General features: G+C 51.4%; 16 protein-coding genes. 6 read left to right on the forward strand and 10 right to left on the reverse strand.

Annotated elements, in window-relative coordinates; genetic code table 11:
* Positions 1-57 precede the first annotated feature (57 nt).
* The 7 genes from GQS10_RS14020 to GQS10_RS14050 all read right to left on the reverse strand — a co-directional run bounded on the left by GQS10_RS14020 (position 58) and on the right by GQS10_RS14050 (position 10805).
* Complete coding sequence (locus tag GQS10_RS14020; RefSeq protein WP_166243225.1) at positions 58-519, reverse strand: chemotaxis protein CheW; 462 nt, start codon at positions 517-519, stop codon at positions 58-60.
* A gap of 24 nt (positions 520-543) precedes the next feature.
* On the reverse strand, positions 544-2637 hold the full coding sequence (locus GQS10_RS14025) for a chemotaxis protein CheA (RefSeq protein WP_166243227.1): 2094 nt from the start codon (positions 2635-2637) through the stop codon (positions 544-546).
* An 11-nt stretch (positions 2638-2648) separates the two neighbouring features.
* A complete protein-coding gene (locus GQS10_RS14030; RefSeq protein WP_166243229.1) occupies positions 2649-3074 on the reverse strand; it encodes a chemotaxis protein CheW in 426 nt (141 codons plus the stop codon).
* A gap of 239 nt (positions 3075-3313) precedes the next feature.
* Complete coding sequence (locus tag GQS10_RS14035; protein WP_166243231.1) at positions 3314-3967, reverse strand: response regulator transcription factor; 654 nt, start codon at positions 3965-3967, stop codon at positions 3314-3316.
* Positions 3968-3971: 4 nt separating this feature from the next.
* Positions 3972-7103, reverse strand: coding sequence for a PAS domain S-box protein (locus GQS10_RS14040; protein WP_166243233.1), 3132 nt, complete (start codon positions 7101-7103; stop codon positions 3972-3974).
* A 160-nt stretch (positions 7104-7263) separates the two neighbouring features.
* Positions 7264-8613: an MEDS domain-containing protein gene (locus tag GQS10_RS23680; RefSeq protein ID WP_166243235.1), complete on the reverse strand. Its 1350-nt coding sequence runs from the start codon at positions 8611-8613 to the stop codon at positions 7264-7266.
* Between the two features lie 137 nt (positions 8614-8750).
* Positions 8751-10805 carry a sensor domain-containing protein gene (locus GQS10_RS14050; protein WP_166243237.1) on the reverse strand — a complete coding sequence of 685 codons (2055 nt, stop codon included), beginning with the start codon at positions 10803-10805 and terminating at the stop codon, positions 8751-8753.
* 262 nt (positions 10806-11067) lie between these two features.
* Here GQS10_RS14050 and GQS10_RS14055 point away from each other — a divergent pair, with 262 nt between their 5' ends.
* From GQS10_RS14055 to GQS10_RS14070, 4 genes are all read left to right on the forward strand, one after another.
* Positions 11068-11322 carry a catalase-related domain-containing protein gene (locus GQS10_RS14055; RefSeq protein ID WP_166243239.1) on the forward strand — a complete coding sequence of 85 codons (255 nt, stop codon included), beginning with the start codon at positions 11068-11070 and terminating at the stop codon, positions 11320-11322.
* Positions 11323-11405: 83 nt separating this feature from the next.
* Positions 11406-11828, forward strand: coding sequence for a Fur family transcriptional regulator (locus tag GQS10_RS14060; protein WP_166243241.1), 423 nt, complete (start codon positions 11406-11408; stop codon positions 11826-11828).
* 150 nt (positions 11829-11978) lie between these two features.
* Positions 11979-12530, forward strand: a complete 552-nt coding sequence (locus GQS10_RS14065) for a hypothetical protein (protein WP_166243243.1) — start codon at positions 11979-11981, stop codon at positions 12528-12530.
* Between the two features lie 107 nt (positions 12531-12637).
* Positions 12638-13636, forward strand: a complete 999-nt coding sequence (locus GQS10_RS14070; RefSeq protein WP_166243245.1) for a pectinesterase family protein — start codon at positions 12638-12640, stop codon at positions 13634-13636.
* A gap of 93 nt (positions 13637-13729) precedes the next feature.
* On the opposite strand, the gene GQS10_RS14075 is transcribed toward GQS10_RS14070, so the two are convergent.
* Positions 13730-15043, reverse strand: coding sequence for an ATP-binding protein (locus GQS10_RS14075; RefSeq protein WP_166243247.1), 1314 nt, complete (start codon positions 15041-15043; stop codon positions 13730-13732).
* A gap of 225 nt (positions 15044-15268) precedes the next feature.
* On the opposite strand from GQS10_RS14075, the gene GQS10_RS14080 reads away from it, so the two are divergent.
* Positions 15269-15760 carry a CcdC family protein gene (locus GQS10_RS14080; protein WP_166243248.1) on the forward strand — a complete coding sequence of 164 codons (492 nt, stop codon included), beginning with the start codon at positions 15269-15271 and terminating at the stop codon, positions 15758-15760.
* Between the two features lie 167 nt (positions 15761-15927).
* Positions 15928-17244, forward strand: coding sequence for an MFS transporter (locus GQS10_RS14085; protein ID WP_243735172.1), 1317 nt, complete (start codon positions 15928-15930; stop codon positions 17242-17244).
* 70 nt (positions 17245-17314) lie between these two features.
* Here the strand turns inward: GQS10_RS14085 and GQS10_RS14090 are convergent, their stop codons facing one another.
* Entirely contained in the window at positions 17315-18676 is a 1362-nt protein-coding gene (locus tag GQS10_RS14090) for a PDZ domain-containing protein (RefSeq protein WP_166243250.1), read from the reverse strand.
* A gap of 179 nt (positions 18677-18855) precedes the next feature.
* Positions 18856-19056 (reverse strand): cold-shock protein, encoded by a 201-nt coding sequence (locus tag GQS10_RS14095; protein WP_166243252.1) that lies wholly within the window; start codon positions 19054-19056, stop codon positions 18856-18858.
* Between the last annotated feature and the right edge of the window lie 421 nt (positions 19057-19477).

Raw genomic sequence — 19477 nt, forward strand, 5'->3', positions numbered from 1 at the left:
CATTAAAAACGAATGACTGCATATCATAACAAGCTCAGGACGCGGCTGAACACCCGCTTACTGTACCGAGCTGCGGACCGCCTCCAGCTCTCGGGGGTCCAAAACCCGGTCCATATCCAGCAGCACCAGCATCCGTTCTTGGATCGTAAACATTGCTCGCATATATCGCGTATCGATGGTATGAATCGATTCCGGGGGCTCCTTCATCTGCCCTCCCTGCGTGCGCAGAACTTCTGTCACTTCATCGACCAGCAGGCCCAGCTGGCTCCCGCGCGCTTCCGTGATAATGATTCGCTGCTTTCGCGAGCCTGACGCCGCCGACATTCGAAGCGCGATCCGCAAGTCGATAATCGGGATTACGCTGCCTCTTAAATGAATGACGCCGATCATCGCCATGGGCGCTTTCGCCACCGCCGTAACCTTCGGAACGAATATAATTTCATACACCTCTTGGATCGGCAGCCCAAATTCACTTTCCTCCAGCCGAAAGGTAACCAACTGCTCCACTGCTGCAATCATAAACCGCACCTCCTCTTAACCGCCTCATAAAGACGCCGCCGCATCAAGAGAGCGAGAGCTTTTTTGGGCATCGACAATTTTAAAAATGCCGGTTACATCAAGGATGAGCGCGATGCTCCCATCACCGAGAATCGTCGCCCCCGACACACCTTCCACCTTCCCAATAAACGACCCGGTCGATTTGACGACAATCTCCTGATTTCCGACCAGCTCATCGACGACAAGTCCAATCCGTTTGTCCGCAAGCCCGATCACCACGACCGACACCTGCTGCCTCTCCTGCTTCGTCTGCGGGATGCGAAAATGGTCGTGCATCCAAACGAGCGGAATGACACGCTCGCGCATTTTCATCACAGCCTGCCCTTTGATCGAGTAAATATCGCTTCGTTCCACCCTCACGATTTCGTCTACGCTGCTCATAGGGAGTGCATAGACGCTCTGATTCAGCTTCACGAGCAGCCCGCGTAAAATCGCCAAGGTCAGCGGCAGCTTAATCGTAAATTTAGTGCCTTGTCCAACATTCGTCTCCACATCGATCAGGCCGTTTAGCTTTTCGATATGACTGCGGACGATGTCCATTCCGACCCCGCGTCCGGACACCTCGCTAATGGCAGACGAGGTGGACAGTCCCGGCATAAAAATAATGCCCAATGCTTCCTGCTCATTCATCGCGTCCGCCTGCTGCTGTGTAAGAATCCCTTTGCTCACGGCCGCTTTTTTCAGCTTGTCCGTATGGATGCCGCCTCCGTCATCTTCCACCGTCAAGACGACCTGGTTGTCCTGATGGGCGGCACGCAAAGTCACCGTTCCTTTCTCCGGCTTCCCTGCAGCCAGCCGCTGCTCCGCGCTCTCGATACCGTGGTCGACGGAATTGCGCAGCAGGTGAATAATCGGATCGGAAATTTCTTCGATGACCGTGCGGTCAAGCTCGGTTTCCCGTCCTTGGATGACGAGCTCGATCCCCTTCTTCAAGCTCTGAGAGAGGTCCCGCACCATGCGCGGAAACCGCTGGAACAGCTGATCGATCGGCAGCATCCGTGTTTTCATTACCGATTCCTGAAGATCCCCGATCACTCTGGAGATGTGATTCGAAACCTGATCGAGGTCCTCCAGCATATCGTCCATATATTTGTCCCGCAAAAGCATCCCGATCTGAGCGATCCGGGTCTGGTCAATGACCAGCTCCCCTACGAGATTCATTAAATTTTCCAGCCGATCGACGTCAACCCGGATCGTTTGGACGGAGCGTTTGCTGTCATCACGAACGGCAGAGGCTGCTTGCACAGGCTGCGGCCTTGAAGGTGCAGCCTGCTCCGGTGCCTGGTTTGCCTGCTGCTCCGGCACTGCGAGAGCCTGCACTTGAACGGACGCCACATCGGGATGCTGTCCAACTCGGCTGAGCAGCTCCTCTCCTTCATAGGCCGAGGCGATAAAATAATGAAGAGTGTCGGCCATGTCCGCTTGATCCAGCGCAGGGTGCGTGCCGATCACCTCACCGTGCTCCTGCAGCTGGTTATATAACACGTACGCTCGCGCTACCTTCATCGTGCATTCCGGCACGAGCGCCGCACGATACTGCCAAAGCTTCTTGCCTTCCCGCCCCGCCTGCTGCAAACGGTGCAGCTGATCAGTGCTCAGCAAGGCTTCAGCCGATTGCCCTTGGGCCGGCATCTGTTCACCGCCTGCTCCAGCTCCGGCCGTGCGGAAACCGCTATCCGCTGCGTCAGTCCGACCTGCCGCCGCAGTTTCCAGCAAGGTATGAAGCCTTGTAACCAACGGCTTGCTGTCAGCCGCTTCCGTGCCGTCCGTAAAGCTCCTTTTAAGATGATGCAAATAGTCCAAGCAAGCGAAAAGCACATCGATAACATCTTGGGAAACAGCCAGCTTCTCATTTCGAATTTGATCCAGCACATTTTCCATTTCATGCGTAACACGCGTCATCGGATCAAAGCCCATCGCTGCGGAGGAGCCTTTCAGCGTATGCGCCGCGCGAAAAATCGTTTGGATCCCTTTTGGATCATCCTGCTTTTCTTCCAGCTTTAAAATCTCTTGCTCCAGCATCAGAAGCTGCTCTTCTACCTCTGCGATAAAGAGTCCCGTCAATTCCTGGCGATCCAACCTAACCCCTCCTAGCCGGACAATACCTGCCCAATATTTAAAATGCTGACGAGACCTTCCTCCGAATTGCCGATCCCGTTAAAGTAGGAGCCGTCCAAACCCGAAACGATTTCGCCCGACGGGTGGATTTCATGGAACTGTGTCACCCGGTTTACCGCGTCTACAATCATGCCTACCATCTCATCCTCATGCTTGACAATGACAATCCTCGCTTTAGATGATGGAGAAGCCTCCTCCAGCCAAAACCGCTTTCGCAGCGAAATAATCGGAACAATCTTGCCGCGAAGATTCGTCACCCCTTCGAGAAAATGTTTGGGATGGGGGACCTCCGTTATTTTTTGCAGCTTAATAATTTCATAGATTTCCGAGATTTCGATCGCATATTTCTCTACTCCCAGCTGAACGACAATAAACTGGTTTAGCAAAGCGCTGCTCAATGTTTGCTCACTCCTTGCCATTTACGCCCTAATATAGTTTCAATATACCAATAGTTCGCCTGTCGGTATCCGAAAATCGGTTGCGGAACCCCGCAATAATTCGACGTGATACCGCAAAATACGACATTTTATATTCTTATACGCACAAAAAAACACATCAAATGGTACAAAATACCCATTTGATGTGTTCGAAAATGTCATTCTAACAAAAGTGAAGCAGTCCCCCAGCATGCTCCTCATCAAGATACAAAATCACTGTCCAGCAGCATGCCGACCTGGCGCGCCTTCGTAACGGCCTCCACCCGCGATTTAACGTTCAGCTTCTGAAAAATCTGCGTTAGTGTATACTCCAACGACCGCTGACTAATAAACAGCTTCTCGGCAATTTCTTTATTGCTCCTGCCTCGGGCAATTTCACGCACAATATCAAGCTCCTTCAGCGACAAGCTTTCGCTCTTGGCGCCGCTTTCCGCCCCGACCTGCACCGCATCCCTGCGCAGCTCGCGAAGCAGCGAAACCGGAATTACCGACTCGTTCCGATGCGCGCAGCGGATCGCCGTGACCAAGTCCTTCTGCGCGGCGGTTTTCGGAACAAATCCGATCGCCCCGAGCTGAATCAGCGTATTGAAGTAAGGGGCTATGTCAAACCCCGTATAAATCAATATTTTCGCATCCGGCTTTTCCGCCAGCACCTGCTTCGTTAGATCCAGTCCGCTTATCTCCGGCATGTTCAAGTCAAACAGCATCACATCATATTCCCTCATTCGAATTACTTCCAAAACCGATGCCCCAGGCATCACAATGGACACGTCCATATCCCCTTCTTTTTCCAGCATCAGCTTGGTGCCTTCCATAACCGAGGGATGGTCATCTACCAGCAAAATATTCAGCATCGCTTTACAGGCTTCCTCCCGCCATAAATCCGCCGCCGTCCTCAGGCTGCGGAATATGAATATTTATTGATAAGCCCTTCATTGGCTTCGAATGAAATTCGATCGTACCGTCAAAGCTTCGTACCCGTTCTTTGATCCCATAAACCCCCATACTATGGTAAGAATCCTGCAGCATGTCAGGATCGATACCGATTCCGTCATCCTCGTACGTCATCAGCACGGCCCCGCCGGCGATGCTTTCGAGGCTAATCTGAACCAAGGTTGCATTCGAATGCTTCACGGCATTGGCGATCAGCTCCTGAATGATCCGGTATATCCCTATCAGCAGCTCCTCCGGCCCCCGCTCCTGAAAGCCATCCGTGTGGAAGTCGATGGAAAAGTCATGGCGAAGCTGCGTCGCCTCAAACAGCGCCTTCAAGGATGCTGCCAAACCTAGCTCCTTAATCATCGGCGGCCGAAGCTCATTACAAGTAATGCGGATTTGATAAATCACATCAAGCAGACCTTCGCTAACCTGCTTGAGCTCCTCGCAGGCCTCAGGCTTAAGTCCGGTCCGGGAGCGAATATCCTCCAGCCTCCGATACCAGATGATCTGCTCCTGCAATGCAGAATCGTGCAAATCCTGAGAAAGTCGTTTTCGTTCATTTTCGGCAAAATGAAAGAAGAAACGGCGCAGCCATGGCGTTGTTTCGGTATAAAAATGGACCTGCTCTACCTTTTTCGTCAAATCGGTAATCACCCGGAAGTTATCGAAAAGCACATAAACAAACCTGCTTACCGTCTCCAGCCATGCCTGCTCCGAGGACAGCGTCAGCTTATCAGCCTCGCTTCGAAGTAATAAATATACCCTAGTGCCCTCCGACTCTCCCAGGTTCACATAGTATACCCCATCGGCTGACCCTAGACTGCAGGCGGGCAGGTCGCTTCGCAGCAAGGAAGAGAGTCCCTCCTCATCTGCAAACCTAATGCTGCTGCCTCTTCGCAATCGGAGACCTCCGCTTTCATCCAGCTCATAGATTGCAATATCCTCGAGGTTAAGAACACTGCGAACCTCATTGATCAGCCTCAGCTCAATCTCGTCCAGCCGAAAGACACCGAACATCTCCATCGAAAACCGATCCAGGCTTTCATGCAAGCGGCTGTATCGCTCCTCGCTCTCCCGGATTTTCTGCGCGGCTACACGCTTTAATTCCTCGACCTGTTTGATCTTGGTTACATCGCGAATGACCAACAGATTCGCTTTATGACCATCATATCGAATCGGCGCCCCGGCAAGCTCAACATCGATGACCCCCTTGACCGTAACCATTTTAGCCTGATGAGGGACGGTATGACCTGCCGAGCTTCCAACTGCTTCAATCTCCGTGTGAGGCAGAACAATCCCTTCCTGCGGCAGCATCCAATCCATAAGCTCTTGTCCGACAACATCCTCCTTCGATGAGAAGTGCATTAGGCTTACAAAAGCAGGATTCGCATAAACGACCCTTCCCCTCTTATGAACCACGATCGATTTCGGAGAAAGCTCCGTCAGCATGCGGTACCGCTCCTCGCTTTCCATCAGCTTACTTCTGGACTCGCGGCTATCCGTCACATCCGTCATAATAAACTGCATCGCCTTTTTGTTCGGCTCGTAAACCCCCGTGACTTCCACAAGACGCAATCGCCCGTCCCGGGTAACCAGCTTCAATTCAACCTGGGAATAGTCAGCCACCTGATTTTGCTGCAGCCACTGCAATACCCGCCGCCTATACAGCGGATGGACGAAGTCAAGAAGGGAGATCCCTTCAACGGAATCCGAATCGGTGATCCCAAGCAGCTCCATTCCTGCCGGATTCAAATAAAGCAGCAGGCTGTCCCGGTAAAGCCCCATAGGCTGTGGAGATCTCTCTACTAACCGGCGAAAGTTCTGCTCATTCTCATACAAAGCGGCTTCCACGGCGCTTTGCTTGGAAATATCTCTTACCGTCACTAGGACGGCAGTTACCTCGCCCGATTCCGAAAGCAGAGGCGCCAGACTTGCCTCTACGGTTAAAACCCCTCCGCTCGAATGAATCATGCGGAAACGAAACAAGCTTCTTTGCTTCTCGTCTTGTATTTTTTGAAGCTCCGTACAGGCCAGCTTTACATCATCGGGGTGCACATGCTCCAGCGCAGAATGCTTATAGAAATACTCCGGGGGATATCCAGTCGCCTTCCGAATGGAAGGAGTGCAGTAGCTTGCCGTTCCGTCCTCATTTAACAGCATCACAACATCGCTCATATTGTCCGTAATTAGGCGGTAGGTCGCCTCACTTCTCGACAAAGCTTCCTGCGCCTGCTTTTGCAAGGTCACGTCCTGCGCAAGGACATACACCCCCGTAATTTCCCCTCCTGTATAAATCGGGGTATACGTACACGCGAAATCAAGCCGGCTGCCGTCGGCATGCTTGCCGAGAAAGCCGACCTCTCCGGATCCCCCCTGCAAAACTCCTTCAAATATGCTTACAGTGTCGAGTTTCGCTTCTTCTGGAAGGATCTCCGTATACGGACGACCGAGATACTCTTCACGTAAGCGCCCGGTAATATAGGAAAAGGCCGGATTAAGCTCCCGGATCACTCCAGTCTTATCGATTTCCACGATAATAGAAGAATTGTATTCAAATAACGAGCGGTAACGCTCCCGGCTCTCCACAAGCTGCATCCGAGACTCCTCTTCGCGGGTAATGTCTTGGCAAATAAAATGAAAGGAGTCGGTTCGTTCATCGTAAAATCCAGTGGCATCAATGAGGCGAACCTCGCCGTCCATGCGCTTAATCCGGAGCTGTACGGCTTGACAATACTTTTCGGCCAGCATAAGCGCTAAGCTTTCCTGAAACGTCGTCCGATCCTCCGGATAGATGACGTCCACTAAGGGCGTGCCGACATAAGGAGTGTCCGGCGGCAACGCGATTAGCTGCTGCGCCGCTGTATTCAAATAAGTAAAATATCCTCCCTTATGGATACCGATCGGCATAAGAGTATCTTCCACGAGTCGTTTATAATGCTCTGACAGCGTTTCGGTCGCCCGTCCTTCCAGCTCGCAAATACGCTGCTCCAGCCTTGCAATTTGTTCCTTAAGGCTGCGGTTTTCATTTTCCTGCCGCGAGTTCTGTAACATGCGGATCCCCTTCCAGCGAAATGTATATCGAAAAGTATACAATCCATAGCGGACAAGCGGGGGAGGGAACTGCTGGTTCTGCATCCAAATGAAAAAGAGCCCGTCCACCAAAGGTGTTCGGACCCAATAAGCGATTTATCCTATTCCAACCATTTTCCTTCTAAGCGCCTTCTACGGCCACTTCCAGCCCCATGGCTTGGTGTAAAGGCAATGCGACGACAATGGTCGTCCCTTTTCCAAGCTCACTCATGACCTCAATGGACCCCTCAAAGTAATCGACGAGCTTTTTGACCATAAACAGCCCGATGCCTTGACCGCCCTTCTCTTCGTTCAGCTTCTCGTATTTACGGAACAGCTTGCTAAGCTGCTCCTCGCTCATCCCGACGCCATGATCGGCAATGACGATGGTTAGAACGCCACGATGCTCGTTAGCAGTACATTGAACAAGGCCGCCCTCATCACTGTACTTTATGGCATTGCTCAGCAGATTAGATACGATCAGCTTAAACCCGGTGGAATTGCTAAGGATCGTCTCGCTGCCGCTCAAAGCAATGGCTCTTTCAAATGTAATATTTTGCGTTCTCGCCTTGATCTCCATAATGGACGTCACTTCCTGCAGCAATGCGTAAGGGCTGACAAGCTTTTTCCTCCATAACGCATCGGTAGACAGCATTTCTTCCGTTTCAATGACATGAGAGATTTCATTGTCGATCAGCGTGACATAATCGGAGATCGCTGCGAGCCGTTCCCGATCACGCCGATCCTTCGTATTATTTAGCACCATTTTCGCATAGGCGTTGATGACCGTTAACGGATTTCGGACTTCATGCGAAACGACATGAACGAAATCAAGCTTTTGCTTGTATAAGTCCATCTCCGTCTGCAGCTGGTCTTGAACCGAAAGCGTAGGAAAGATGGCAGCACTTGACTTGCATGTTTTCTTTTTATACAAATTGGAGATAACAAAGTCATCATCCGTCATAAAGTACTCATGGGTTTTCATCATTTCAAGCTGAACATTCGCCGATACCCGGTTGCCGTCGTAACAGCAAACCGTTAAATAGCCAAGTCCGCTAATGGTAATATCCGCTTGGCACTCGTAAGTAAACAGCTTCTCTTTGATTTTCTCCTGCTGGCGCCAATCGACATGCCCCCAAAGCCTTACATCGATATGACCATCCAAATAAGGCTGAATGACGGAGCTTAAATTGTACAGCACCTTATCGAAATGAAAATCGTCATACATCCGGTAGAACTCAAAAGCGTCTACGAAGTGAACATACATGTCCACCTTTTCCGGGGGCAGCTGTTCACCGAGCAGTTGGAGCACCTTCTTATATAAATCCTTCATCTCGATAAACAGGACATGCTGTCCGAGCTCAATGCCTTTTTTTGCAAAAGAAGCCGCATTTGCTAGATACTGCTCTTCCTGATTATAAAAATAAAGAATATGCGAGCCGCTTTGGACACTTAACGCGTTCGTTAAAGGAATTGTTTTTTTGCTTGACACAAGGACGTCCTCCGAATAATCTTAATCAGCTTCCTTGTACCTCATTGTACCCTACCTCCCGATCACCGTCACCTTATTCCTTGTCCTGCTCATATTCTGCTCATAAAAAAACAGGCTGCTGATCAGCCCGTTCCATGCTACAAATCGGTTGGAAAAAGCAGCCGCCCCATATCTTCGATCGATAACGGCCTGCTGAAGAAATACCCTTGGATTTCCATGCAGCCAAGCTCCCTTAAGCGATTCGCCTGGGATTGTTCCTCGACGCCTTCGGCAATGACCTCAAGACGCAGGCTGCGGGCCATGGCAATAATAGCTTTGACAATCGAATAATCGGCTTCGTCGGATATCATTTCACGTATAAACGATTGGTCGATCTTTAAGCGGTCAATCGGGAATCGCTTTAAGTAGCTTAACGAGCTGTACCCGGTACCGAAATCGTCGATTGCGATCTGCACGCCTAACGCCTTTAATTCGTTAAGCCGTCCCTTTATAAAATCAACATGGATCGCGGCGATGCTTTCCGTCACCTCAAGCTCCAGATGCCCCGGATGGATTCCGGTCCGCTGCAGCACCCGGTCGACCATCCGTAATAAGTTGCCGTCTTGAAACTGCCGCACCGACAAATTCACTGCCAGCCGAATCGGCGGCATCCCCGCCTTCTGCCATTCCCGGTATTGGCTGCAGGCCGTTTCCAGAACCCATTCCCCCATGGGAACGATAAACCCGGTTTCCTCAGCCAACGGAATAAATTCCGCGGGGGAAATATACCCGGACACCGGATGCTTCCAGCGCAGCAAAGCTTCCATACCGACGATGCGCCCCTCTTGCAAATCCCATTGCGGCTGGTACTGCAAAGTCAGTTCCTCAGCCTCCAAAGCCCTGCGAAGCTCCTTGTCCATAATCAGCTTGCGATGCATCCGAATGTTCATCTCGGAGCGGTACAGCCGGAAGGCGTTTTTCCCCTGCTCCTTCGCCCTGTACATCGCAGCGTCGGCATTCTTCATGAGAGCCTCAGCCGTCAAGCCATCATTCGGATAAACACTCGCACCAATGCTAGCGGTAATATAATACTCATTTCCATCCAGCGAAAAGGGAGCTGACAGCGCATCGATGATAACCGCCGCCATTCGTTCCGCTTGCATTCGCCGCGCACCGGGCATCAGCAGCGTAAACTCATCTCCGCCGATCCGCGCCAAAATATCCTGCTCGCCGATGCAGCTTTTAATCCGCTGCGCAATCAGTGTTACCAGCCGGTCGCCGGCGGAATGTCCGAGCGTATCGTTGATCCACTTAAAACGATCCAAATCAATAAATAAAACGACAGCGCTGCTGTCCGTTTTCTCCGCCTCCTCAATGCAGAAGCGCAGCTGCTCATTAAAAAATTGCCGATTCGCAAGTCCCGTCAACGGATCTTGATAGGCCAGCGTATGGACGAGCCTCTCCGCCGCCTTTCGCTGCGATATATCCTGCACAATGGCGTATATCCCTGTAATTCTGCCGCTTGTCACCATCGGAATCAGGGTTACCTGAAGGTCGATCAGCGGCTCCCTTCGCCCCCTGGCTTGCACCTCGAAATGCTGCGGCTTTCCTCGGGCCGCCCGAAAAAAATGAAGCACAGTCCTCCTTCGGAAGGAAGGCTCAACCGTTTCCAGTAATTGCTTACCCTCCATTTCCTTCCGCGTTAACCCGCTCACGCCTTCAATCGCTGCATTCGCTTTAATCAAATTCCCTTTAAGGTCAAACCAGCAAACGATATCCGGATGGTATTCGAACAGGGATTTGTAACGCTGCTCGCTCATCTCGAGACGCTGCTCCGCCCATTTCCTTTCGGTTATATCATGAGAAACGACAAGCCCGCCTGCCAGGCCCGAATCCTCTTTATAAATAGGAAAGCCATCAATTTGCAAAATATGCACCGGACCCTTTTTAGGCTTTAACCAATACGCTCCGTGAACCTGTTCTCCGTTCAGCAATAAGCGCGCAGGCCACTGCTCTTCCGGAACAAGCGCCTGCTCTTCCAGATAACAAAGCCGGTTTTCAAGCAGGTTGGTCAAGCCGAGCTTCTCAGCCGCGCGGTTAAAAAACAATAAGGAGCCGTTCGTATCATAAAGCAGGACCGCTTCCTGCATATTCTCTACGATCGAACTAATAAAATAATCGTTAAAAACCGTATTCGGCCGCATGGTTTCCATAAAGAAAGATCACCTTCTTTAGTCTTGGCTGCGTGAATTTCAATTCATTTATTCATAAGACTATATTCCTAAAAATGTATGTCTATCTTAATTGAAAACGATTATCAGTGTCAACGTCGGTATTGCATGCCTGCTCGAAAAGCAGCACAAAAAAATATTGACAACCATTCTCACTAGGCTTAAAATCAGAACTAGATGATAATAATTATAAAATCATACTAATTATTTTATTTTACAAATTTCATATCGAGGTGAGTCTTAAATGGATAACATTCGCAATTACTTATCACCAAACCAATTCGACTTTGTTCAAGCAGGGCAACAATACCGCAGCCTGAGCAAAGAGGAACAGGATCAGTTGATCCAGAGCATGGTCAATGATCTGCGCAGCTTAGACGACCGCAGCAAGCTTATTGGGATCTGCAACTTCTACCGTGCAGACGCCGAATATGGCCAGCGTGTTGCCGATGGCCTTGGCGTAGATATTTCGGAGTACGTAAAAAACATTCCAGTATAAACGAGATCCAGTTATGCCGAAGCAGCAACTGAAATTGATCTCACGGAGGTGGCTCCTTGGTTCATTGCGATATAGAGAAAGCTATGGATAAGCTAAAGCTTAAGAACATCCGAGTTACGCCGCAGCGCTTCGCCGTACTTGAATATTTGTACACTTATCCCGGTCACCCGACCGTGGAGGAAATTTACAAAGCACTGGTCGACAAGTATCCCAACCTAAGTGTTACGACGGTATATAATAACCTGCGTGTCTTCAAAAAACTGGGGCTCGTGAAAGAACTCACCTTCGGGGACGCATCCAGACGGTATGACGCTGTCACCACGGAGCACTACCACGTTGTGTGCAGCATCTGCGGAATCATGCATGATGTCGAGTTTTTGGAGCCGCAGCAAATCAAAGAATACGTGGAGCAAAAAACGAATTTTACGATCGCGCAATACCGCCTGGAGCTTCAAGGCATTTGCCCGGACTGCGCCAAGGAAGGCCGCCAGCTTCCAACAGGCTGACCGCATCATATAGCCGCATCGCTGCAGCATTGCAGGGTGCGGCTTCTTTTCAATATAACAGAGTGTACAAATTCTCCTTCTTTTACATAAAAAAGAACATTCATGGAGATTAGTATTAAAAAGCTTCCAAACATGAGGGGGTGGAACAGCTTGGAGCAGGTAACTATGGAACAGATTAAAGAGACGCAGCAAAAGCTGTCCGACCTTCGATGGATCTATTGGCAGGATCAGGTCCTGTTTACCTGGCAGTGGTGGCTGCTCTTGTTTGGCACCATCCTGCTGAGCGTCCTGTGGATTCGCTTTGTTTCTAAAGAGCGGCTCGTCCCCATCCTTTTGTTCGGCTCCTTAACTCTCCTCGTTGTCATATTTTTGGATGTACTGGGAGCGGAGCTGCTGCTTTGGGAATATCCGAAAATGGTGCTGCCGTGGGGCTCGCGAATTATTTGCATCGATATCATGATCGCTGTATTTTATATGTTTGTTTACCAGTGGGCACGCTCCTGGCCCATCTTCCTCCTTGCTATGACACTGCTTTCGGCGGGGTTTTCTTTTCTCTTTGAACCCTTTTCAATCGCTGTGAGCATCTATATTCCATATAACTGGAGCCTTCTTTATTCCTTTCCGATTTACATCGCGATCGGCGCCATCGGTAAAGCGGTCACCGATCGAGTCGTACACCTTCAGAATCAGGCACGTTACTGAATAAGCATCAATTTACCTTGTAGCCCTTTACGGTCTGCCCCTCGGGAAATGTATGGTACACTACTTTAGATATCATATTTTTCAATCAGAAAGGGCGGATCTAATTCATGCTTGTTGCAATAGACGGAAGCGGAGATTTTCAAACGATCCAAGAAGCCATTGATCAAGTACCGGCCGACAATGCCGAAACCGTTACCATTCGTATTCGGAACGGCGTTTATAAGGAAAAGATACATATCGATAAGCCCTTCATTCATCTTGTCGGAGAAGACGCAGAAAAAACCGTGATCACCTACGACGATTATGCGAAAAAAATACATGCCGACGGGTCGGAATACGGAACGTTCCGCTCGTATTCACTATATGTCGGCGGAGACAACTTCACGGCCGAGCGCCTGACCATCGCCAATGCGGCCGGGTCAGGCTCAATTGCCGGACAGGCGCTCGCCGCCTATGTTGACGCGGACCGGGCCGTCTTCCGGCAGTGCCGGCTGCTGGGCCATCAGGACACGCTGTTTACCGGCCCCCTGCCGCCGAGTCCGATGAAGCCGGGCTCCTTCGTCGGGCCAGGCGAAAATAAAGAGCGCCGCCTCGTACGGCAATATTACGAAGCCTGCTACATTGAAGGCGACGTGGATTTTATATTCGGCTCGGCTACCGCCGTATTTCAAGACTGCGAAATTTTCGCGAAGCGCCGCGTTTCTCCGGAGGATAAAGCGGCCTCGCCGATGCAGGTACACGGCTGGCTAACCGCCCCGTCCACTCCGGAGGAAGCCGAGTACGGCTATGTGTTCCAAGGCTGCCGCCTAACCAGCGATGCCCCGCGGCACTCCTATTATTTCGGCAGACCTTGGCGCAATGATGCCAAAGCGGCCTTCATCGATTGCTGGGTCGGCGAGCATATTCGTCCGGAAGGCTGGGATAATTGGAACAAGCCGGAGAGCGAGCAAACAACGTCGTTCTGCGAGTTTGGCAATCGCGGGCCCGGCGCACCCGCAGAGCAGCGCGTTGTTTGGGCGAAGCAGCTGTCCGCGGAGCAGGCCGCGCTGTACTCGCCCGCGCAAGTTCTCGCAGGCTCGGACGGCTGGAACCCGCTCCAGCGCTAGTCCGCTTTGCCGCAAAGAGAAAACCGGCCGTCGCAGGGATGCGTCAGCCGGTTTTCTCTTGCTTTCGCGGATAGAATAGCGATTCGCACGCCCTTACTTAATCTCTGCTGCCGGTCGATATCCCCGCCCCTCTTCCCAAATCGGAAAGCGGATCGTCACCGTTGTTCCCTTCCCCGGGCGGCTTTCAAAGCTTGCCTCCCCGTTCATGGCTTGGATCAGCTTTAACGAAACCATGAGCCCAAGCCCCGTTCCTTTTTCTTTCATCGTGTAGAAAGGTGTTCCCAAACGCCGAATCGTCTCTCCATCCATCCCGTGACCGGTATCCGAAACGGTAATAACCGCGTGAGCCTGCAGCTGGCTTGCCCGTATTGCAAGAACCCCATCGCCTTCCATCGACTCGATGCCATTCTTTGCAATGTTCAGCACCGCCTGCCGCAGCCGCTGATCGTCACCCCAAATCCACAGCTGCTCATCGACGCTGCACGTGACACGAATCTCCTTCGCAAGCGCATATTCCGCCGCCTCCCTTGCCGCCTCGGAAAGCGTTGCAGCCAGGTGAATCCCTTCCAGATTCTTCAGGTTTGGCTTAGCAAATTCTAAATACTCGCAAATAATTTCTTCCGCCCGCTTGAGTTCCACCAGCGCCGTATCAAGATAATTCCCGATCTTCATCACCGGTGTCAGCTCCTCGTCGCGGCTGAACGTATTCCCGCCAGCGCTTTCGCGGTGTTCGTCCACCTTTCTCCCATAAGCGATCGACGTCTGCTTGGCAAGCTGCATAAAACCGCCCGCCGCCGTCAGCGGATTGCGAATTTCGTGAGCGACGCTTGCCGCCAAATCGCCGATGATACTTACCTTCTCACTGCGCTCCATCCGTTCACGCAGCTTGATATAATCCCGCAGGCTCTCCAGCAGCAGTATCGACAGCATCATCCCGCTGACCATAATAACGGCTGTGAATGCGAGCATGCTTACCGAATACTGATTCCACGGGAAAGCGACTCCTTTTAAATGCAAATACATGTAAAAATTCAAAAGAATCGTGACGAAAGCAAATAAGGAGATTCCCGAGGCAGCCGCCATTTTTCTCCGTTTAGACATAGAAACATATCGCCTGAGCACCATAAACGCCGGAATGCAGTACATGACATGAGTGGTCAGTATGAAACAAACGAGGAGCGGCTCCGCCCCCTGCAGCAGCCGGGCCGCAAGTATCATTACGCTGGCGATCGAGCCCGATAAGAATCCGCCATATAATATGGACACAAACAACGGAATGCTTCGCAAATCCCAACGAAACGTTTCGAATTCCATCGGAAATAACGTACAAAGAACCGCAGAACCACCGCCCAGCAAACCGAGCATCACCCGGTCTTTATACACATTTTGAAACTTCCAGGTGGCCATAAAAAATGTTTGATACAGATGAATCGGAAATAAAATCATCAGCAAATGAAAAAGCAAATCCTTTATCATAGATCACCTGAAGGTTGTATTGGATACTTTAACGTTAGCATACCTTGTCCCCATTGCATACCCAAAAACAAACGCGCACAATTCCTTTTGATTTTTAGACGGAATATTTTGTACAATGGAAGGAACGTTGAAATCCGCAAAGGAAGGTCGCCGTCCATGCAGCTGCCGAGTTTTCTAAATCCGACCCTATCCATCTGCCTCGCGTTGCTCGGAGGAATCGTTGTTTTTCTGTTTCGCCTGCGAGCCTCAAATAGACCCGTGAAGCTGGCCAGCATCATCATGCCGCCGATTGGGATGTCGACCGGCTTTCTCATGTTCATTGTTCCTGACACCCATATCCCGCTTCTTTGGGCGCTGGGAAGTTTGCTGGTGGGTGCGCTGCTATTTTCTTATCCGTTGATCCGGACCAGTAAATTTCAGATCGTCGAAGATAAGGTGTATATGCAGCAGTCCAAAATGTTTTTTGTGTTTGTAGCCGTTCTTCTCGCAGTACGCGTCGTACTGCATGATGTGGTGGAGCGGTACGTTACGATTTTACAGAGCGGTGCCCTCTTTTATTTATTGGCGTTTGGCATGATCGTGCCTTGGCGGCTGTTCATGCTTCGCGATTATCTTGCGCTTCAAACGAAACGGCAGGAACAAAGCTAGCCATCTCTCCCCGTCACAGCCGTGCCGGTGGAGGGATGGTTTTTTTGCTGTGTCGACAGATAGGACGCCTTCGTCTTGCTGCCAGCAATCCTGAATTGACCAAAGGAAAATAATGATTCCGTTTGTGGAGGAAATCCGTTATTCTATAGTGCAAAGAACAAACCAATATGAATCCGGGGAAAAAACCGATGTCAGCCTTTATTCAGGAATGGAAGCAGCAGATCAACGGATACAGCTCGAATATCCGGTTGTTTTTACTATTCTCCTTTGTGTGGAACACCGGGCTCGGCATTTACCAGCTGATGTTCAACCTCTATGTAAAGTCGCTCGGGTACGATCAAACCGTCGTCGGGAACTTAATCGGAGCGGCCGCTCTCGCCTCAGCAATTGTGCTCATCCCTGCGGGGATCGCCAACGATAAGCTTGGACCCAAGCGGATGATCTCCGCAGGTGTACTGCTTGCCCTTATCGCGTTAACCGCACGCGCATTAACGGAAACGCCGGGCGGACTGCTGGTATCTTCCTTCGCCGGCGGCATGGCGCTTGCCATTGTATCCGTCACGTCGCTGCCCTACTTATCCGAGCATTCTACGCCGGAGCAGCGGGTCCACTTATTCAGCTTAAATCTTGCTTTGGTGATGTTCGCCAATGTAGCCGGGAACTTATCGGGCGGACTGCTTTCCGATTTATTTCACCACCTTCTCGGATTCACCGAGGCGGTCAGCCTGCGGATTACACTGCTGATCGGGATCGGAGTGGCCGCTCTCGGGCTGATCCCCGTTCTGCGTTTCGGAGGAGCCGAAGCCTCCAGTGAAGACGCACCGCAGACCAACCGGATATCGCTTCCCTTCACGCAGCTTTGGGGCAAGCATCGCTCGTCGCTGCGGATCATCGGTCTCTTTGCGATGCTCGGTCTTTTGTCCTCGTCAGCGGGCGGCATGGTTGTTCCTTATTTGAACGTGTATTTCGAGGACCGCTTCGATGCGCCCCATTCATTGATCGGTCTCGTCGTTTCACTAGGGCAAGGGGCTACCGCCGCAGCGTATTTGATCGGCCCTGTATTTGCCCGCAGGCTTGGGGAAGCCAAGTCCGTCATCGTGCTGCAGCTCAGCTCGATCCCGTTTCTGCTGCTGACCGCTTACACGATGAATTTTCCGCTTGCCTGCGGCGGATACCTGTTCCGGCAAGCACTCATGAATGCGGCCACCCCTTTCTACAACTCGATCAAAATGAATCGTGTGCATCGCTCGCTCCGCGGTCTGGCCGCCAGCAGCGGCGAAGCCGCTTTCCATCTTGGCTGGTTTTTGGCGGCGCCGGTCAGCACCGGGCTTGTTGCCCGGTTCGGGCCCTACCATGGTTACGCGTACGCATTTACCGTAACCGCAGTCGTATATACGCTGGTTTCTATCCTGTTTTATGTCTTCTTCGGGCGCAAACAACCGGATGAAGAAAATAGGGAAGCAGAAGCGGTGCGGCAGACGTAAAATGACGCCCTGCCCTGCTTCGCATAGGGAAGAGGGAGAAGCATCCCGTAACGGGTTCTTCTCCCTCTTCTTACTTTAACCTAGGATGCTCGCGCAGCCAAAGCAGCATCTCATCGAGCGTGCGTACCGGGACAATCGTAAGCCCGCTTGCCCCCTGCCTTGCCTCATCCTCCTGCCCGGCTGGAACAAAAAACACATCCGTATCCGTTCGCGAAACAGTGAATGCTTTCTGCCGGATGCCGCCAATGCTGCCGATTCTGCCGTCTCCATCAATCGTACCCGTGACAGCCACACGATTCCCGTAAGTAAGATCCTGCTCCGCCAGCTGGTTTACTAACGTGAGCGCAAGCGCTGCCCCATGTGACGGCCCGCCTTCATGCAGTAAATAAGACCGGAATTGGACATCGACGGGCAAATCCAGCTCCACGCTGTCCTCAATCTGGATGCCGAGCACAGCCTGTGTCGGCTTATCTTTCCGGGCACCCGCCTGCACCGTCACCCTCTCCGTCTTCCCTTGACGAATCAGCTCTACGACAACCGGATCCCCTGGCTTAACCTGACCCATCACTTCGGCCAATTGTGCAGTGGACAGCACACTTTGCCCTTGAAGCGCGATAATGAGATCTCCGCCTTGCAGCTTCCCATCAGCAGGGCTTCCGGCCTGCACCGCCAGCACCCGAACGCCCGATTTCACCGCTCCCTTGCCGATACCCGCTTTCCAGAAGGCGACTGCGCTGCCCAGCTTATTCGCATTCGCTTTCATGCTCTGAACGACGGCATGATATTCCCCGAGCGACATATCCAGCGTCTCCCGCGGCGCAAAGCGGTAGTGAGGGTACAGCCGCCCATACAGCCAATCCACCGGAAAGGCCGGCCGTTCAAAAACAAGCACGCCCTGAATCGTCCCTTTGGGCGTTCCCCCCTCCGCCTTAGCGTAGCTGTTCATATTTACCGTAAGTCCCGGATACATGACCAAATACGGTGTCGGCCAAAACAACAGCGCTAAGATCCCCGCTGAAGCGGCAAACAGCGTGAACGCCTTGCGGGGGAAGCGGCGGCCTATCCTTGCCTCCGTGACGGCCGCGTCCACACAAGCGCCAAGCCACGCCGCGCCCATTAACACACCAAGCCAAACCACGCTTCGCGGATTAACGATCATGAGCACAGCAGCCCCTGCGGAAGCGGCAGCAACAGCCAGCCGAAGGCTGGACGCAAGCAAGCCGTCTCCTCGCTCCCGCCAGCCGGTGACCGCCCCCCATGCCCATAACACCGGAACTGCCGCAAGCGCATAAACCATATATTGAATCGTATCGAGCCAATATATGGACCCCCACCGCAGCGGATCGGGAATCCAGATCAGCTCCATGAGCAATGCAAATGCTGTGAACAGAGCAAATCCCGCCGTATAAAAACGATGCTTCTGAAGCGCCATAAGTGGGACCTCCCTACGTCTACACAACTACAGCTTACCCAACCTGGTTCTTAGTATGAGGATATGCTTTGTATGCGTCCAGAATCAAGTCCAGAATCAAGTCCAGAATCAAGTCCAGAGTCAAGTCCACAAAAAAACAGCCCCTTCAGCGAAGGGGCTGTCTTTTTTTTAAGCAGATATTACAGCTTTACTACGTTTTCTGCTTGTGGTCCGCGGTTGCCTTGAACCACGTTGAATTCTACACGCTGGCCTTCTTCCAAAGTCTTGTAGCCATCGCCAGTGATTGCGGAGAAGTGTACGAATACGTCGTTTTCGCCTTCAACCTCGATGAAACCGAAACCTTTTTCTGCGTTGAACCACTTAACTGTACCTGTTTTCATGTGAGAAAACCTCCAAAAATTTGTTTTTACATGATCTTTATTTGCTTAGAAATAAAAAAATCACATATTGGACAGGGTTAGTATTTACCAAAATATTAACCCTCTGCAATATGTGAGTTCGGGTAAATTTCGATCTGTATTAATCATACCATATCCCTCCTTTCTAAGCAAATTTATTATAGTGGGGCCGAAGCCCCAATTTTAGCCTCGTAATGATAAAAGCCATTCCTCATAACAATTGTCACACAGTACTTCCAACCGGTCTTCTACGCCGGTTTTATCGTACAAAGTGATGGTGTGCGCCGATTCCGTTTCTTGCTCGCAATAGTGGCAGTCATACGTCATGGATATCGCTCACCCGCTTTTTTGTATGAAATTATGAAGGCAAGAATTATTATTGCCGCTTCGTTTTGTTTTATTC

Origin of the sequence: Paenibacillus turpanensis (assembly GCF_011421635.1) — a bacterium.
GTDB classification, from domain to species: Bacteria; Bacillota; Bacilli; order Paenibacillales; family YIM-B00363; genus Paenibacillus_AK; species Paenibacillus_AK turpanensis.

Bases quoted from the DNA above. Each gene is read 5' to 3' on its own strand.
- GQS10_RS14085 (WP_243735172.1), top strand. From the start codon at position 15,928: ATGAATCCGGGGAAAAAACCGATGTCAGCCTTTATTCAGGAATGGAAG.
- GQS10_RS14080 (WP_166243248.1), top strand. From the start codon at position 15,269: ATGCAGCTGCCGAGTTTTCTAAATCCGACCCTATCCATCTGCCTCGCG.
- GQS10_RS14075 (WP_166243247.1), bottom strand. From the start codon at position 15,043: ATGGCCACCTGGAAGTTTCAAAATGTGTATAAAGACCGGGTGATGCTC.
- GQS10_RS14060 (WP_166243241.1), top strand. From the start codon at position 11,406: ATGGATAAGCTAAAGCTTAAGAACATCCGAGTTACGCCGCAGCGCTTC.
- GQS10_RS14070 (WP_166243245.1), top strand. From the start codon at position 12,638: ATGCTTGTTGCAATAGACGGAAGCGGAGATTTTCAAACGATCCAAGAA.
- GQS10_RS14035 (WP_166243231.1), bottom strand. From the start codon at position 3,967: ATGCTGAATATTTTGCTGGTAGATGACCATCCCTCGGTTATGGAAGGC.
- GQS10_RS14020 (WP_166243225.1), bottom strand. From the start codon at position 519: ATGATTGCAGCAGTGGAGCAGTTGGTTACCTTTCGGCTGGAGGAAAGT.
- GQS10_RS14090 (WP_166243250.1), bottom strand. From the start codon at position 18,676: ATGGCGCTTCAGAAGCATCGTTTTTATACGGCGGGATTTGCTCTGTTC.
- GQS10_RS14050 (WP_166243237.1), bottom strand. From the start codon at position 10,805: ATGGAAACCATGCGGCCGAATACGGTTTTTAACGATTATTTTATTAGT.
- GQS10_RS14095 (WP_166243252.1), bottom strand. From the start codon at position 19,056: ATGAAAACAGGTACAGTTAAGTGGTTCAACGCAGAAAAAGGTTTCGGT.
- GQS10_RS14055 (WP_166243239.1), top strand. From the start codon at position 11,068: ATGGATAACATTCGCAATTACTTATCACCAAACCAATTCGACTTTGTT.
- GQS10_RS14040 (WP_166243233.1), bottom strand. From the start codon at position 7,103: ATGTTACAGAACTCGCGGCAGGAAAATGAAAACCGCAGCCTTAAGGAA.